The sequence below is a fragment of the Streptococcus sanguinis genome (assembly GCF_019928825.1).
GTDB lineage: Bacteria > Bacillota > Bacilli > Lactobacillales > Streptococcaceae > Streptococcus > Streptococcus sanguinis_L.
The window spans coordinates 293,383-311,274 of record NZ_JAHZOP010000004.1 but is presented as its reverse complement, the minus strand read 5'-3'; the positions used below and the strand labels follow the sequence as shown (position 1 = coordinate 311,274).

The 17,892-nt window shown below is 46.1% G+C and carries 7 protein-coding genes; all 7 read right to left on the bottom strand.

The window, feature by feature from the left end; all coding sequences use genetic code 11:
• Nucleotides 1–23 precede the first annotated feature (23 nt).
• Nucleotides 24–9,275, bottom strand: a complete 9,252-nt coding sequence (locus K1J09_RS09570; RefSeq protein WP_223324789.1) for a ZmpA/ZmpB/ZmpC family metallo-endopeptidase — start codon at nt 9,273–9,275, stop codon at nt 24–26.
• A gap of 203 nt (nt 9,276–9,478) precedes the next feature.
• On the bottom strand, nt 9,479–10,552 hold the full coding sequence (locus K1J09_RS09565) for a hypothetical protein (RefSeq protein WP_223323798.1): 1,074 nt from the start codon (nt 10,550–10,552) through the stop codon (nt 9,479–9,481).
• The gene (locus K1J09_RS09560; RefSeq protein WP_223323799.1) at nt 10,545–13,022 is read right to left on the bottom strand and encodes a phosphoenolpyruvate synthase; all 2,478 of its coding nucleotides are present in this window, start codon (nt 13,020–13,022) and stop codon (nt 10,545–10,547) included. Before K1J09_RS09560 ends, K1J09_RS09565 begins: the two co-directional genes overlap by 8 nt.
• Nucleotides 13,022–13,921, bottom strand: a complete 900-nt coding sequence (locus tag K1J09_RS09555; protein ID WP_126435636.1) for a UbiA family prenyltransferase — start codon at nt 13,919–13,921, stop codon at nt 13,022–13,024. The genes K1J09_RS09560 and K1J09_RS09555 overlap by 1 nt, the downstream gene beginning before the upstream one ends.
• Entirely contained in the window at nt 13,906–14,778 is an 873-nt protein-coding gene (locus K1J09_RS09550; protein ID WP_126435637.1) for a phosphatidylserine decarboxylase, read from the bottom strand. The genes K1J09_RS09555 and K1J09_RS09550 overlap by 16 nt, the downstream gene beginning before the upstream one ends.
• Nucleotides 14,771–15,403 (bottom strand): CDP-alcohol phosphatidyltransferase family protein, encoded by a 633-nt coding sequence (locus K1J09_RS09545; RefSeq protein WP_126435638.1) that lies wholly within the window; start codon nt 15,401–15,403, stop codon nt 14,771–14,773. Before K1J09_RS09545 ends, K1J09_RS09550 begins: the two co-directional genes overlap by 8 nt.
• Nucleotides 15,390–17,885, bottom strand: a complete 2,496-nt coding sequence (locus K1J09_RS09540) for a PEP/pyruvate-binding domain-containing protein (RefSeq protein WP_126436109.1) — start codon at nt 17,883–17,885, stop codon at nt 15,390–15,392. Before K1J09_RS09540 ends, K1J09_RS09545 begins: the two co-directional genes overlap by 14 nt.
• Between the last annotated feature and the right edge of the window lie 7 nt (nt 17,886–17,892).

The following is a 17,892-nucleotide window of genomic DNA, read 5'->3' as shown; positions in this document are numbered from 1 at the left end:
ATATACGGAAAACAACTTATTGCTTACTTATTAAAGATTGATTGCCTGAAGTCGTCTGTTTCACGAAGATAAGCATTGTAAATCTTCTTTTTGAGCAGGTTGACCCAGCTGGCATCAACACGGCTAGTTGCATTGGTAATGTTGCGTACATCCTCTGCTACTGCTGCGTCCATCAGCCTTTGCATGTCTGCATAAGAGCGAATGGTTACTTTCTTAGTACTGTTTGGATTTCTGAGTTCGTACTCAATAGTGATTGGTTTAAGCTTGGTCAGCTGATTAATCCGCTCTTGGTACATAGCTTTCTTGAAGGCTACCCAGGAGTCATATTCACCCTTGAATACATTTTCCAAGACTTTCTGGTCAGTCACGAGACCTACATCTCTTCCGGACCATCCATCCCAAGTTTTCTTACCTTCATCAAATGCTTCCTTAGAGTACTTACCAGAAACATAAGGGATAAATCCTTCATGGTAACCCTTGGCTGCCAGCAACTCATAGGCCGTACGGCGGAACATGACATCACCTGGCGCTCCATTTGGATTACTCAAGGCTGAGTAAATTGGTGAGAAGAGGCTGAGACTGAGGTAGCCATTTCGGCCATATCTTCCACTATCCTTGTTCTCCCGACGAGTGATAACATCATTTTCAATCAGGGAGTTAAAGGTCTTCAGCTGCTTGATTTCTTCAGCAGTAAAACTTCGCGTCTGGTTTCCAGCATGGGTCTCCTTACCATACTTATCTGTAACATAGTAATTCTCCATCTTCCTGAACCACTGAAGCTTAGCATCATCGCTCTGCTTCAGCATAGAGGTACCTTCTAGGTAATCTAGGGTGTAGATCATGTCAAACATACCATGGACATAGTGCTGCAGATCTTCTGCATTTTGAACGCGTTCCTTGAAGTTATATGTGTGTAGGCGCGTCTTAGAATCCTTGTCCACCTTGAAGAGGGTATTGAGCGTAATGGTTGCCTCATCTGCACTTGGAGTGGACTGCAAGAGACCGCGAGCATAAAGCTCAGCTCCCAGACCTTCGCGGCGGCCATTGCCCTCAAAGTAAATGCCACCGTCAGAGTTATGGGTCATTTCATGCGTGTAGACAGAGTTACCATAGTCTTCTAACAATTTAGCTGCATCAAAGTGGGTTACACTTCCTGTAGCATAGGCATTGTAGCCCTTGCTTGGATACCACTTGCCGGCTGGTCCAAAGAACTCCTGCATAGCCAGTGATTTTTTGTCATTAGCTGGAGCCCAATATTTTTGACCATTCTTGTCAACCAATGAGAATCCATCGTAAACCAGAACAGAACGGAAGAGCTTGTCCTTGCTTTCATCGCTTAGAATCTTATACCAGAAGTCATAATGATCGCGCTGGTATTCAGCTGTTTTTCTCACTCGGTCTTCAACAAATTCAGCTAGCTCTGCATCTGTCCGAACCCTGCCATTGGCATCAAGGCGATAACGGTCATAAGCCCCCATGGAGATGGTAGACATATTGGAGATAGCATAGACACCCTTCTCAGTCATGGTCAAGAGTGGCAAGAGCATGCCCTTGTGTTCCCAGTTATCAGCAGTAATCTTGTCATAAACGCCGACAGAATACTTGCTCTTACCCTCGGCTGCATCCTGAAGCTGTCTAGCTTCTGGCACATCCGACTTGGCCTCAACGATATAGGCTTTTGTATTGGTCTTGAGCCATTCATTGTTGCTCTTGTCCGGAAGGAAGAGTTGACGATAGCCTTCTAGATAATTGAAGAGGCCTCGTTTACCAGTCGCTTCAGAGAGCGAGGTATCATAAGCCATATAGTTGTTCTTGGCTTTAAGATTATTAAAGCCTGACTGACCAAGTGAAATAATGGTATCCAGCGTTGAAGCATTATGATTTCCAAAGAAGTCAAACTTATAGGCAGACAAATCCTTGACATTGATATTGTCATAGTTGATATTATACCAACGGTTGAGATAGGTTAGACCAAGTAAGAAGGCTTCTTTATTGTCTTTAATTTGCTGAGCTATATAGTCTGATACAACATTGCCTTCCGTATTGATAGACTTGTCCATAGCCAGTACCTTGCGTAACTCTTGTGACAGCTTGGTCTTGACTTGGTCAAAAGCCGTATCCAGATAGAGATCATCCAAAGAAGTGTCAGCATTCACGCCTAAAACAGTTCGCATAGCCGGTGAGTCCAGGACAACCTTGTTCAACTCCGGCAGCACTTGATTTAGAACTCTGCTATAGTCTGATAGGAAGGCTTCTGGAGTATAAAGGAGATCTAAGCCATTTACACTGTACTCTGCAATTGCCTTATATTTGAAATCTCCCTTATAGGTCAGATCCAGATAGTCAACCGTATTATCCTCAAAGTGCAGCATCAGACGGTTAATTCCGGTCTTATTGCTATTGATATCAGTGATAATCTGGTCGCCCTTCATCGGAACAACATCCAGCAAGTACTCTGTATTGAGCTTGTGATTATCTGGAAGTTTATTTCCATAAGCAACGATGGTCTCCTTATTGTAGAATGGAAGGAGTTTTTCCATGTTAGCATAAGCTATCAGACGGTCTTCTCGAGCATTCTTTTCCTGGGCATAGTTGACAGAATAAAGGTTGAGATTTGTGTCTTCTAGAGTGGTCGTAATGTCTAAGCTAGCTAGCTTCTCTTCTGCCTCGTTCAGAGTCAGTGTTGAAGTGATAAACTTGTCATTTTCCAGTGTTTTATTTCCTTCAACGGCATAAGCTTCTGTGATACGGTTGTTCTCATATCCCTGATCGCCAGAAATACTGTAAACATTTGTACCGCTGACATGGCTGATGACATTATCAATCAAGCCATTGAAGTAATTGGAACCAACCACACCACCAATCTGACCGTTCTTAGTAGAGTTTTGAATCTTTCCAGCTACATAAGAGCGGCTGATGCGGGCATTGCTTTCCAAACGGCCAACCAGACCGCCGAAGCGTTGGTTGTTGGCTCTAGCGCCTGCTAGAATGGTCACATCTGCCCTGCTTTGGCTAATCAAGGAGTTTCCTCCCTTGAGATTGGCAACCAAACCACCGACATTGTATTCTTTGCCCTGTTTATCATTTGACACGATAGTTCCAGTAAAGGAGCTATTGGTAATTTGCGTATTGTTAGCAATAACGACCAAACCTGCCACCTGTGAAGCATTTTCTTTTACTTCTACTCTACCTTGGACAGAAACATCTGTGATTCGAGCATTTTCTGCATTGCGAGCTAGGGCAGCTGAGTCGTAAGTACCGACAATATTGACCTCTTTCAAATCCAGATTAGAAATAGAGGAACCACTCTTGAGGTTTTCAAATAAAGGCTTGGCTAGATTATAAATAGCGTACTGCTTGCCATTATGGTTACCTGTCAGATTGCCTGTGAAGTTCCCTTTGAGGTAGACATAGTCTGCAGGTGCCAGACTAACTTCGCTAGCATCCAAATCAGCCCCCAGAACATAGTTGCCGGCCATATTTTTCTTCATGGCATCTATCAAACCAGCAAAGCTAGTGTAGACATTTTGTTGACTAGTGACTGCCTTGCTGATATAGAAGTCATAGCCAGACTTATAGCCTGTCTCACCTTCTTGGACCAGCTCAGGCAGAGATACTGTCACCTTATAGACGTCCCTGCCATCCTTATGACTTTCCGCTATGCTGTGAACCGGCAGAAGCATTTCCTTAGATTCACTTGATTTGACTTTGACAAAGTAGGTAGACAGATCCGTAGGCATAGAGCTCATGGACACGATGCGCTTAAACTGGTCGTTTTCTTTTCTGTAAAACTCGGCCGAATCAATATCTCGGAAGGCAATCTTCTTGTATTCCAATTCAAAATTGCGGCTGTCCGTTTCAAGTTCTGTGAAGCTGCCATTATCCAGTTCATAAGTCAGCTTGGTTTTCAGGGTATAGCCTGTGTAGTAGTCTAAGTCGTCAATCTTCAGACTTCCTGCGAAATTGGTAATCGGAAGAGTGCGGACAAGCTGATCTCCCTGGTATAATTCTGCAGTCGCTGAACGGAAGGACTGGGTCTGGTCTTCCAGTCTATATTGGACTGTAACCGACTTATCATCAGGATTTTCTGTCAGACTTAGAATGGAAACTGTTGGCTTGACTTTAGGCACTCCATTTAGAGCATCTTTGGCTGCTGTCAGGCTAGCAAAAGCTTGGTTGACCTTCACTTGTGTAGCAGTTTGATTGTTCAGAACTACTTCTGCCTTGGTTAATTCGTCAGTATAAGCTGTCTGCTTATCTGAATCAGCATTCTTATATTTAGCACTTGTTTTAATAATTGGATTTAAATCGTACTCGTTTTGAAGAGCCGTTTTGACAACCTCAAGACCACTTAACTGAGCCTTTGCTTGATTGATTTGTTCCACCAGTTGGTTAACTTCTGCTTGGCTAGCATGTGATTGACTTAGAATCGCTTGCCCCGCCGCCAAAGCAGTATCATAGCTAGATTGATGACTCAGACTATCGTTGAAATAACGTGCCTGAGCTTTAATCTGATCCGCTTCCGCTAATAGATTGTGCAGTGGAATTAAATCGAACTCTTCTAAAGCTTCTGCTTTTGGCGCATCGTTCGGTACCATATTTGGCTTAGCCGTACCAACTTTAACAATTTGTGTTACTGGCGCTAGAGTCTCTTCATTAGATAGTTCTTGACGATCAATTTCCTGACCGTTGGAGCTGTAGATACGAGTCTTGATGGTCCGCTCGCCTTGAACTCCCGGTGTTGCGATTTGACGGGCATCTCGTACAAGCTCGTCTGTCTCTTCTTCGCGAATGGTGAAGTTAATCTTCTCAACTCGCGTTTCGTCGGTGTAAGTCAGTGGATACTCTGGTAACACGTCTGCTTTCGGAGCTTCACTTGGCAACATGTTTGGCTTAGCTGTTCCGACTTTGACAACTTGCGTCACTGGAGCTAGAGTCTCTTCATTAGAAAGCTCTTGGCGGTCAATTTCTTGACCGTTAGAGCTGTAGACGCGGGTCTTGATGGTCCGCTCGCCCTGAACACCCGGTGTTGCGATTTGACGGGCATCTCGAACCAACTCGTCCGTTTCTTCTTCACGAATAGAGAAGTTAATCTTCTCAACTCGCGTTTCATCCGTGTAGGTCAGAGGGTACTCTGGCAAGGCGTCTGCTTTTGGCGCTTCGCTTGGCACCATGCTTGGCTTAGCCGTGCCGACTTTGACAACTTGCGTTACTGGAGCTAGAGTCTCTTCATTAGATAGTTCTTGACGATCAATTTCCTGACCGTTGGAACTGTAAACACGGGTCTTGATGGTTCGTTCACCTTGCACACCTGGAGTGGCAATTTGACGGGCATCGCGAACTAGCTCGTCCGTTTCTTCTTCACGAATCGTGAAGTTTATTTTCTCCACTCGAGTTTCATCCGTGTAAGTCAGTGGATACTCTGGCAAAGCGTCTGCTTTTGGCGCATCACCTGGTACCATGGTTGGCTTAGCAGTTCCGACTTTAACAACTTGCGTTACTGGAGCTAGAGTCTCTTCATTAGATAGTTCTTGACGATCAATTTCCTGACCGTTGGAACTGTAAACACGGGTCTTGATGGTTCGTTCACCTTGCACACCTGGAGTGGCAATTTGACGGGCATCGCGAACTAGCTCGTCCGTTTCTTCTTCACGAATCGTGAAGTTTATTTTCTCCACTCGAGTTTCATCCGTGTAAGTCAGTGGATACTCTGGCAAAGCGTCTGCTTTTGGCGCATCACCTGGTACCATGGTTGGCTTAGCAGTTCCGACTTTAACAACTTGTGTTACTGGAACTATAGTCTCCTCATTCGATAACTCTTGGCGGTCAATTTCTTGACCGTTAGAGCTGTAGACGCGGGTCTTGATGGTCCGCTCGCCCTGAACACCCGGTGTTGCGATTTGACGAGCATTTTGTGGCAATTCATCCGTATATTGTTCCTCTATGTTGAAAGCAATTTTCTCAACACGCGTCTCATCCGTATAAGTCAAAGGGTATTCTAGAAGAGCCTCTGCTTTTGGTGTATCATTCGGTACCATGGTTGGCTTAGCAGTTCCGACTTTAACAACTTGTGTTACTGGAGCCAAGGTTTCTTCATTGGACAACTCTTGGCGGTCAATTCCTTGACCATTGGAACTATAGACGCGAGTCTTGATGGTTCGCTCACCCTCAACACCTGGAGTAGCAATTTGACGAGCGTCTTGAGGCAATTCATCCGTATATTGCTCTTCAATATTGAAGGCGATTTTCTCAATACGCGTTTCATCGGCATAAGTCAACTGGTACTCTGGCAAAGCATCGGCTTTCGGAGCTTCGTTCGGTACCATGTTTGGCTTAGCAGTTCCGACTTTGATGACTTGCGTTACTGGCGTAAGAGTTTCCTCGTTAGAAAGCTCTTGGCGGTCGATTTCTTGACCATTGGAACTGTAGACACGAGTCTTGATTGTCCGTTCGCCTTGCACGCCTGGAGTCGCGATTTGACGGGCATCCTGTGGCAAATCATCGGTGTATTGTTCTTCAATATTGAAGGCAATTTTCTCAACACGCGTTTCATCTGTGTAAGTTAGCGGATACTCTGGCAAAGCGTCTACTTTTGGTGCATCACCTGGTACCATTGTTGGCTTAGCTGTGCCGACTTTGACAACTTGTGTTACTGGAGCCAAGGTTTCCTCATTAAACAATTCTTGGCGGTCGATTTCTTGGCCGTTGGAGCTGTAGACGCGGGTCTTGATGGTCCGCTTGCCCTCAACACCTGGAGTCGCGATTTGACGAGCATCACGAACAAGCTCATCTGTCTCTTCCTCACGAATAGTGAAGTTGATTTTTTCAACTCTAGTTTCGTCCGTGTATGTTAATGGATACTCTGGCAAAGCATCTTCTTTTGGTGCATCATTTGGTACCATGTGTGGCTTAGCCGTGCCGACTTTGATAATTTGCGTTATTGGAGCCAAGGTTTCTTCATTGGACATCTCTTGACGATCAATTTCTTGACCGTTGGAGCTGAAGATACGAGTCTTGATAGTTCGCTCACCTTGCACTCCTGGAGTCGCAATTTGACGGGCATCTCGAACAAGTTCGTCCGTTTCTTCTTCACGAATTGTGAAGTTGATTTTCTCTACACGCGTTTCGTCCGTATAAGTCAACGGGTATTCTGGCAAAGCGTCTACTTTTGGTGCATCATTCGGTACCATATTTGGCTTAGCTGTTCCGACTTTGACAACTTGCGTTACTGGCGCTAGAGTTTCCTCATTTGAAATTTCTTGGCGGTCAACTTCTTGACCGTTGGAACTGTAGACACGAGTCTTGATAGTTCGCTCGCCCTGCACACCTGGAGTGGCAATTTGGCGAGTACCTTGGGCTAGCTCGTCCGTTTCTTCTTCACGAATGGTGAAGTTAACCTTTTCAACACGCGTTTCGTCGGTGTAAGTTAGCAGGTATTCTGGTAGTTCTTCAACCTTTGGTGCGTCAGCCGGAATCAGGCTTGACTTACTTGTACCGACCTTAATAATCTGAGTGACTGCTGCAAGTATTTCTTCATCTGATAAAACTTGGCGGTCAACCTCTTGGCCATTAGAGGTATAGATACGAGTGGTAATAGCCCGCTCACCCTGGACACCTGGTGTGACAATTTGGCGACTGCCTTCTGGAATCTCATCAGTATACTGTTCTTCAACGGAAAAATCTATCTTTTCTCTTCTTGTTTCATCTGTCGCAGTCAGCTCTAATTCTGGGGCTTGATGCATGGGTGCTTCATCTGGTGCGGTACCGTAAGTTGTTAGTTCCGGAACTTCTTGTATTGGAGCGGTATCTGGCGCAGTGCCATAAGTGGTTAGCTCTGGGACTTCTTGAACCGGTGCTGTATCTAGCGTTGTGCCATAAGTCGTCAATTCGGGAACTTCTTGTACGGGAGCAGTATCCGGTGCAGTGCCATAAGACGTCAATTCTGGGACTTCTTGAATCGGTGCGGTATCTGGTGTTGTGCCATAGGTCGTCAATTCCGGAACTTCTTGCACTGGAGCGGTGTCTGGTGCAGTGCCATAAGTCGTTGACTCAGGCACTTCTTGAACCGGTGCAGTATCGGGCGTTGTGCCATAAGTCGTCAATTCGGGAACTTCTTGCACGGGTGCTTCATCTGGTGAGGTACCATAAGTTGTTAGCTCTGGAACTTCTTGCACTGGTGCTTCTTTTGGTACAGATTTGACTGCAGCAGTTCCAACCAACACAATTTCCGAAACTGGCTCTGCAGTTACCTGGTCTGAAACGACTTCGCTTTTTACAATCTCTTTACCTACAATATAATTGCGAGTGACGACAGTACGTGTACCAGCGACACCTGCACGAATGACCTGAGATTGCCCCTCTGCGAGTTCATTTGAATATTGGTATTCTGTTTGATAAGGCAGGACTTGGGTCTGGCTGCTTTCTTGGCTCTTGAATTCCAGTTCTGGTACTTCAGTGACTGGAGAAAGCCGAGCAAATTCACGTTCTTTGGCAGCAATAATCTCTTTTTCTTGCTCTGTCAGTTTCTCTGTTTCATTAGATACCGGCTTGTTGGCAGTACCCTGATTCCCAGAAAGACTAGCAGATTTACCTGCCTGCTGATCGACTTCGACAGCTGACAAGTCCTTTTGTGCCGTAGGAAGCTGATGACTTCCTGCTGCGTTCTCCTTGCCCTGTTCACCGCTTTTCAGATAGCCAACATATTCGAAACCAGCAATCTCTATAGGCTCAGGCAGCTTATCTCCCACTGTCAAATTCAGCCTTTGATTGTAGGCGGCTAATTCAATATTGGTCACTGCAAATACAGAAGGAGCTAGGAGAATAGAGCCTAGACCAGTCACCAGCAAAATAGAAGACAAGTACCTCTTGCCATTTCTACCTCGTGCAATTACTAAGACTGCTAAAGTCAGCCCAGCAGCTGCAAAAGTTGCTTCCCACAGACTTGAGTAGCCTGTCTTTGGCAAACTTTTTGCCGAAAGCCCCTGAGTCTTTGGACGGTAAACCAGGTAATAAGCATCAGAGTTTTCTTCCACAAACTTTGGAAGCTCCTTAACAACAGCATTCTTCTCAGCTTCAGTCAGTTCAGACTCTACTACGTAGTGATACTGGACTGGAACGGTTTTGCCTGCTGAGACTTCTGCAGCCTCAACCGTGCTTATATTTCCCCCTATTGCGGTACTCAAAAAGAAGCTTCCGATAGTGGCAGAAACCAATCCTACTGATAACTTTCTAAAAGAATAACGCTGGAGCGTATCGCCAGTGATTCTTTTTTCCATAATAATTCCCTTTTCTTCATATAATAATCTCTTAAAATTTTACAGAATTTCCTACAAAAATTCAATGCTTTTGCTTAAAAATATATCTTTGAAGGCTGAAATCTTTTGATTTTTGAACAACCTGAAAATAGTGTTCATTTTTAACTAAAAAACAAATCTTCGGTTAGAAAATTTGCTTTTTTGTCTATATTTTAATTTGTTAATCAAGAGTTTAAATCCAATTCAAAGAGGCCATACTCATGCTTGTCCCCTTGCAGTTCTGCCGCATAGTGGCGCGTGACAGTTTTTTGATGAATCAAGGCCCCAATAGCTGAAGCTTGTCGCTTCTGCGCTTCTTTAAAAATCGGATAGGCCAAGGCAGAGCCCAACCCCAAGAATTGCTCATCTACTCCTAGATACATAATCGTATAACGTTTTGGAAAACGCTTGGTCCAAAAAAGCTTGGCTAGGTTAAGCGGAGTCAGTTTTTGATAAACCAGAGAGCCGTAGTCCGGCATGGCAATCAGAAAACCAGCAAGCTTACCCTCCTTATAAGCCAGCTTAACCATTGAAAAATCAAGAATATACTGGTATTTTTGAAAAATCTGACTGAACTGCTGACTAGAAATTGACCGATAAATCGGAAAATCTTGATAGAGACGATTGAGAAGCTCAAAAACCTGCAGCGAGGCTTCTTCCCAGTCCTTCTTTTTGGGAGAGCAAATGGTGAAACCCGCTTCTTCAAAAGACTCAAAGCGATGAGCCAGCTTGTCCTGATGAGTTTGATTGCTGACCTTGGGATAAAAATTGGACAGATAGCGCTCCTTGAGATCAAAACCAGCAGCCTGCCATAGCTGGGGATAATAGTCTGGATTATGAGGTTCTCCAGTAAAAGGGAGCTCTTCTGTTCCAGTCAGCTGCATTCGATAGCCCAGCCAAAAACTTGCCTGTACGGGACCAATTATCTTAATCGCTCCGAGACTGCGGGCGAAATGTGCTAAATGTTCGATAAAAGCAGATGCAATCTGCTGGTCATTGATTGACTCGAAAAATCCCAAGTAAGCAGCCTCATCACCTGGATAGAAGGTCAGGATCCCTCGAATACAAGTCCGACTGTCCACATACCCAATAAAAGCATAGGTTTCTAAGTCAGAACTCAGCGGGTGACTACCCTTAATCAAAGCCAGCTCTTCCTCTTTCGACTGCATGAGGTGGTCTGGCTGGTAAATCTGTTTGGGCAGGGCTAGAAAATCGGCCAACTCTGTAGTATTGGGTTTGACTGGTTTAATTTCAAGCATAACCTTCCTCCTTGATTAGTCGGATCTTGCCAGTCAGGCCATCCATTTCAATCCAATCACCGTTTTGCAGCTGGCTGCAGGCACCTCTGACATTGACAATGGAAGGAATACCTAACTCGCGGGAAATAATGGCTGTGTGCGAGAGCAAAGAGCCCTGCTCAGCAATGACACCCTTGGCTTGAGTCAGAAGATAGACCCAGCCAGGATCGGTCATCTTGGTCACGATAATCCGGTCCTGAGCAGACTCAATCTTTTGCACATCTTCCACGATCAAAACCTGAGCCTTAACGCAGCCAGGTGAGCAGCCAATCCCTTGTAGAGCTTGATTGCCCGTATTATGACTGCTGGTGTGGTTTTGCGGTTTGAGGTATTTCTCAAAGACCTGCCCTGCAAAAACATAGCGACTAAAGGTTGGTAGTTCCTTATCCGCCTCCATCTTTTCTCGACGATCAGCTATCAAACTGCTAACATCTCTGGGCTTTCTGGTCAGCTCAAACAACTCTTCTTTTGTCAGGTAAAAAACATCGTCAGGCGTAGCTAGCAGTCCTTGCTCGGCTAATTGCTGGCCCAGAGTTCGGAAAATCTGCCGCATCATGCCATAGATCCGTGTGCGGTTTAAGCGTGAGCTTTCCCGATATTTAACACCAGTCATGGCTCGCTTGCGAAGAAAATTCGTCCACCAGCCTGATTTTTGCACTTCTTCTTCAAGTTTCTGAGGAGCCAACCTCTTCTCCTCTTGCTGGCACGTTTGCAACAGGAGCTTGAGCAGACGCTCTGGATGCGTTCGGAAGGTGGGAGTTTCTAACTTCAACTCTTCTGGAGCCCGATCACCAAATTCATGGATAAAATGGACTATTTCTTTGACCAAACGATGCTGGCGAGTCAGAAAAACTTCTGAGCTTTCACTAGTCATGGCCTGTCTAATCTCTGCATTTTCTTCTGCTTTCAGCTGAGCTGTTAAAGCCTGCAGAGCCAAAGCCGGCCGCATACTTTCAATCTGCTCAATTCCTGCAATCTCAGCCTGAACAGCTCCGCCGCGACGCGACTTCTTCAGGAGTCCAGTATAAACAAAAGCATAGAGGTCATTGACCAGAGTAATGTCCCAGTGAGCCAGAATATCCTCTTTTAGCTTACTGACCAAGGCAATCAAGGTCTCCGCATCTGTGTCGGGAGAAAAGCTCACTTCATATTCTAGCTGAATCCGGGCAAACTGTTCTTCCAATTGCCGCATTTGCTCGGGTGCTGTCCAAAACTCTCTGATGATACGAAGCATGATTTGCAGACGTTTGAAAGCAGACAGGTGCACTGGCATCTTAGGTACCTCTTTCTCTCGCACTCCCAGCATATCCTGCCAGATAGGGATGATTTTCTTAGAAAAAGGTAAAAGCTGTAGCAGCTGATACCAGCTCTGAATCTGGTAATAGACCCGGCTATTGACCGGCTGCAGCATATTTTGAAAGGTGGCTTCATAGGCAGCCAACTCTGGAGCATCCTTGCCAACCAAGCGCTGGGCCAGACTGCGGAAAATGCTAGCATAGGCCTCCTGGATAAAGCTAATGGTCAAAGGACTAGAAACGCCCGGATAACTCTCGACAATGTTACTGTTATCCAGAATAATCCACTGTCCCTCTGGCAAGGTGGTAATAGGTCGAGCCTGCAAGAGATAGAGCTGGCTATTGGCGAAGGTGAACTCCATATCCATATAAGGTCCGAAAAGCTGACTCACCTGACCAGCCAAGTCTTGTAACTCCTCGAGTTGTTCCTGTGATACGTCTGGTGAGTCCTCCGTCTGCTCTGTATAAAAAAGCTGGTCCTTGGGATGAAGCGTCACCATTGTTGTAGGAATCTTATCCTCAACAACCTTATTGCCCAAGCCCCGACCGATGACAATGATGTGCTCGTTAAGAATGCCCTTGGGATTAGCTGTGAAGTAAATCCCAGATAAGTCTCCCTCCTGCATGACCTGAACAAGGCAAATCATCTGCGCTTGCTTCAAAGATAGTCCCTGCTCAAACAGATAACTAAGAGCTGACTCCTGATAAAGAGAGAGCAAGGTCGCTTGAATAGCTTCTTTAAGCCCCTCTGGCTTTACATTGAGCTGGCTCTCAAACTGACCGGCAAATGAGGAAGCCTTGCCATCCTCAATGGTTGCAGATGAGCGGACTGCAAAGCGACAGTCTTTCTGAGAAAACTCCTTACGAACCCAACTTTCTGCTGCCGTCAGGTCTTCTTGACTAAACTGCTCTCTGGCCCAGTCCTGCAGTTGCTGACTGAGATGGGACAAGTCCAACTCTCCAGACCGATAGGCTGCTTCCATCCGCTCCAAGTCAGCAGAGCTGGCAGATTTTTGAAAAAAGTCAAAAGCAAACACTGCAAAGTCAGGAACCGGCAATCCAGCAGCCTGCATTTTCAGCAAATGATAGGCCTTGCCTCCGACCTGATCAAGCCCTGTCTGCTTGATTCTTTTCATCAAAGTACCCCCATCAAGAGATAGACAGCAACGGACAGAACCATGGTTGTCTCCGTGATATAAGTATAACGCTCCACCCGCTCCCGGATATTAAAGCGAGTTGGATCCTTGATAAACTGCTCAAACTGGACAGTCATCCAGATGACATTCAGCACCAAGACCACCACTCCGACATGGGAAATATTCCAGAGAAGAGCGAAATTGGTCAAGATATCCAGCAGAGTCACCACCTCGATAAAGCGGGTGGCTTTTTTGTAGCCAAAAAGCATAGAATAGGTCACATACTCGGTCTCGTCTTTTGGCGCCCGAATCTTGCGGCAGACTTCCCAGATCAGACTTGGGAAATACATGGTAAAGGCCAGCAAAACGGTCGGCAGGGACAAGAGAGGCAGATTGTACTTGTAGCAGACAAAAGAGATAGTATAGAGATTCAAAATCATCATGACCGGATTATGGGTCACAAGAGCCAGAGGCAAGGAATTTTGAATTTTGTCTCGCTTAAAGAACCAGAAGGACATGAGGGTTCCGTAGATATAGAGGAAGAGGAACCAGCCGATATTGTTCATAAAGAGAATATTGAGAATCACAGACACAGCTACGATAAAGCTGAGGGCAATAGCCAAGTCCTTCTTTTTCACCCGGCCAGATGGCAGAGCCCGATGAGGAAAGAGACGTCTGTCGGTCTCATAGTCCTTGAAATCATCCGCAATCCGCAGAATCATCAGAAAGACAAAAATCGTAAAAATCCCAATCAACTCCTGATGGTCAAAGTGAAACTTGGTCACTCCGTCATTGAGCAAGAGGACAAAATAAATCTCAAAAAACATGATGGCAGCCACAAAAAAGCGCGGCAGCAAAGGGAACATTTCCTTATAATAAACAGCTAATCGTTTAAACATAGCTTTTCTCCAATCTTTTCACCCATTTGAATCTGGGTTTCTATTCCGAGGTCTGAGTAAGTCAGGATATCCTGATCCAAGCGAATCGTGTCTGCCGGATAGAGGACAAGAATGGTTGAGCCGCCCAGACCAAAGCAGCCCTTCTCCTGTCCTCGGACCAAACGGTCCTGATTGTGATTGTAAATTCTTCCGACCAAGAGCGCCCCTACTTCCATCTGCAAGACTGGCCCTAGCTCGGTATCTAAAAGACAGTATTCTCTTTTATTTTCCTTGTAAATCAAGCGCCGCTTCTGGGCTACCTGTCTGACCGTATGCAGGCGTCCCTTGATTTTTCGTCTTTGGGTAATTCTGCCGGATTCAGCTGCCAGATAGCGGTGCAGGTCTTCCACTCCCAGTCGATAAACCAGCGCTGTTCCGCCACTAAACAGCTGAACCAACTCTTCATCCAACAGTAGGTCAGCTAGCCTGTATGACTGCCCCTTAATCATCAGCCGCAAGTCCTGACTGATGGTAAAAGCCTCCAGCTTGGCATCCGCCACTGCCAGCACTTGACTGTCAGGACAGATTGGACGCAGTTCTGGCTTGATTTTCCTCTGGAAAAAAGCCGCAAAGCTAGGATAGGGGCCATCTTCATAGTCAGCCAGATCCAGCTGATAACTTTCCACAAAAGCTGCTATTTTCTTGCGAGATAAAGGAGTGTAGTCTTTCAAAGTCAGAAGATAAGACAGGCTAGGTCGGGTCAAGATAGGCAATAAGAAGCGACCCCAAGCAGTACCATAAAGCTTGTCTAACAGACCCGCCTTGTATTCTGTCGGTTCCACTACTTGGCCAGTCTTTCTCTGATAGACCTTAACCATGCGGGAGAACCCCCAGACCAATCAGACTTGCAACAGCTAGAATCGCAAAGACCAGATAGGCCAGCTTATTCGGCTTGGGAATTCGGCAGTTGTATACAAATAGGAAGGTCAGCAAAAGAGACAAGCCCAACCACACCCAAGCAAAGAAACCAGGCGCCAACCATTGACATACCAGATAGGTCAGAGGGAAAAAGAGGGCGCTGTAAGTCACTGGCAAGCCGATAAAATAAGAGCCAGATCCTTCATCATGCTTGGCCAAGCGATTAAAATGAGCCAAGCGTGTAACCGCAGCTAAGACATAGAGGACAGCCAAGATGATATTGGCCCCTCCCAAGGGCAACTGGATCATGAGGAGCACAGCCGGGAGAGCCGCAAAGCTAATCATGTCGCAGAGCGAATCAATTTCAATGCCGAAGCGCTTCTGACTTTCAGTCCGCTTCATCCGCCGCGCCACCACACCATCAAAGAGGTCACAGATACCGCTAACGATAAAGGCCATCATAGCTAACCGCAGCTGGGACTGAATGATGGCATAGACTGCCAACAGTGCAAAAGCAGCGCCCGTATAGGTCAGGATAACAGATTTGTCGTATTCACCGATAAACAAAGGTTCATTCTTCTTCATGAATTCTTATTTCTCCTCTTCTTCCATCTAAAGTAACCAGCATGCCAGTTTCTAGCAGCTGAGTTGCATTCTTAGCGCAGACCAGAGCTGGAATCCCGCATTCCCGAGCGACAATGGAGGCATGGCAGAGAACCCCGCCATACTCTGTCACAAGACCTCCTAGAATACCGAAAACATAGCTCCAGCCCGTATCTGTATAGCGAGTGACAAGAATTTCTCCCGGTTCAATTGTCTCAATATCCGCCAAATCCAAGAGAACTCGAACCCGACCGGTCACCTGACCGCTGCTGGCTGGCATCCCTGTCAGAAGAGTCTGACTATCATGGGCTACCTCTTCCGGGCTAATCTCTTTGTCGGTCAAATCCCCCGCTGGCTCAAAATTCCGATAGGCCTGGCAATAGTGCTGATTATCTGCTGCTTCTTCTTGGAGCTGGTCAGCAGTCATTTGCCCTTCCATAAAGGAAGTCAGGCTTTCTTTCTTAATGTAAAAAATATCTTGTTCATTTTTCAGAAAGCCTCGCTTTTCATAGGCTCGGCCGAGTTTGAGGCTAATCTGGCGAATGAGGTGGTAATAGCGCGTGGAAATATCCTTGAACTCCTCCCGCCACCAAAGCAAGTTCCGCAAGTCTTCGCTGATTTTTTCTATCTTTTTCTGCTTGGCTCGAGATAGATGAGCCAAATCCAGCTCAGGCTCTGAGACAGGACTGAGCGAAGCTTTGGCCGCCTGGTAGTAAGCTGAATCAACAACCAATTGCTGGACTGCTATCATAACCTGATGAGCATCTTCTTCGTAACTAGCTACTCGCAAGTCCAGCTCCCGATCCGAGTGATAGCCAAAATCCTTTTGGAAATCCTGAATCTTGATGAAATCAGCTCGCTCAGGATATTGTGCAGTCAGTTCCTGCAATTCTTCCACCGATAGCTTCAACCAGTCGTCTGTCAGCTTTTCATCTGCTAGAATAAGATCCGCAACTTCCAGCATTCGAGTTAAAGGCTTGGTGTGTGAAACATTTCCCAACTTAGCAATCAACTGGAAAAACTCATCTACAGACAGCCATTTGAGCAGACTGGTCTTTTTCATAGACAGCTGGACCGTATTGATGTAGGCCTGCCAAAAATAAGTTCCCTCACTGTCTAAATAAGCCTGATTTAGCACTAACTGCCAAAGACTCTCGACCTGATGCAGCAGGCTTTGGTCGTTCAGTTCTTGGATTTCTTGATTCAGGCGGGTAAATTGCTGGCGCAGGTCTTGCAGCTTGTCTGGTGCCTGATGCAGAAAATTCTTAGTTACTTTTTGCGTTTTCAAGGCTACCCGCAGGAAATTCAAGAGCAGGGCTGGACTTAATTTGCTGGTAAAACCTTGACCTTGGTAGTCTTTATTGACTCCCAGCTCATCATCAAAGTCTCGCTCAATATAACCCGGAATCTGCTCCATGCCTTGCTTGACTACGCCTAAGTTCCAGAAAGGCCGAGCATAATGAAGACGCATCAGCGGAGGCATCACACCTTCAGGCTCTAGGCCAATTGCCAGCAAAAAGCTAGAGAGTGCCTCTTGCCAAGAATGGCAGTAAAGGCTCCACATCAGGTTGGGACAGGGCTGGGCCGCCACTCCTCCATCCCGAAAATTCGCCGTCGTCCAGCGACCACTGTCGATTTTAGTTGGTACTGTCGTGATGGGCCGAGCCTGCAGCAGATAGATTTGCTCTTGGACAGCACACCACTCAATATCCATCGGCCGACCAAAATACGCCACAATCTCCAAAACCTGCGCGTGCAGTTTCTGCAAGACTGCCAGAGGGATTTCAACTTTTTCAAACTTGCTCCAGTCCGGCTTGTACCAAGAAAGAGTCAGCTGCTCAGGATTGACTTGACCGCTAACCAAGCTCTCAGCTGAGCCTTTTACATACTCAAGAAGCATGGTCTGGTCCTGATTGGTCGCCACGTCTAGGGAAAAGCAGACACCGCTAAAGTCAGACTCTATCTGCTCCTGAATCAGCACTGCCATAGCAAAATCCTGCTCAGCAAGCCCATGACGCTGCCAGTAGGCCAATGCTTCTGGATTAAAGAGGGAAAGCAGACAAGAACGAATGCCCTGCTCAATTTCTGACAGTGTCCGGCAGTTGCCAATCGAGTCATATTGACCGGCAAATGACATGGTCTGTCCATCTTCTAAAAGGGCACTGCTGCGAACGATATAAGCTTGATTTTCCTGACAAAAAGCTACTAACTCCTGTAGCCAAGCTGGATCCAAGGGATATTGCTGCAAACGCTCCGCAATTTCCTCCTTGCCCAGTTCGATTAATTCTTTAAGTCCCTGTTTTGAGTATTCTGGCAGAGCTACTTTTAGCCAAGCCATGACTTGGTCTGCCGGCAATATTAGAGCCCTAGGCACCGAAAGCCCCAGCTGACAGAGGTTGATTAACTGATTGATTTTACCGCCATAGACAGCCGAAGGCTCTTTTTCCAGCCATAGTTCTTTCATCAAAAGC

Excerpts from the sequence above, each read along its gene's own strand:
- K1J09_RS09540 (WP_126436109.1), bottom strand. The coding sequence starts at position 17,885 with ATGAAAGAACTATGGCTGGAAAAAGAGCCTTCGGCTGTCTATGGCGGT.
- K1J09_RS09550 (WP_126435637.1), bottom strand. The coding sequence starts at position 14,778 with ATGGTTAAGGTCTATCAGAGAAAGACTGGCCAAGTAGTGGAACCGACA.
- K1J09_RS09565 (WP_223323798.1), bottom strand. The coding sequence starts at position 10,552 with ATGCTTGAAATTAAACCAGTCAAACCCAATACTACAGAGTTGGCCGAT.
- K1J09_RS09560 (WP_223323799.1), bottom strand. The coding sequence starts at position 13,022 with ATGAAAAGAATCAAGCAGACAGGGCTTGATCAGGTCGGAGGCAAGGCC.
- K1J09_RS09555 (WP_126435636.1), bottom strand. The coding sequence starts at position 13,921 with ATGTTTAAACGATTAGCTGTTTATTATAAGGAAATGTTCCCTTTGCTG.
- K1J09_RS09570 (WP_223324789.1), bottom strand. The coding sequence starts at position 9,275 with ATGGAAAAAAGAATCACTGGCGATACGCTCCAGCGTTATTCTTTTAGA.
- K1J09_RS09545 (WP_126435638.1), bottom strand. The coding sequence starts at position 15,403 with ATGAAGAAGAATGAACCTTTGTTTATCGGTGAATACGACAAATCTGTT.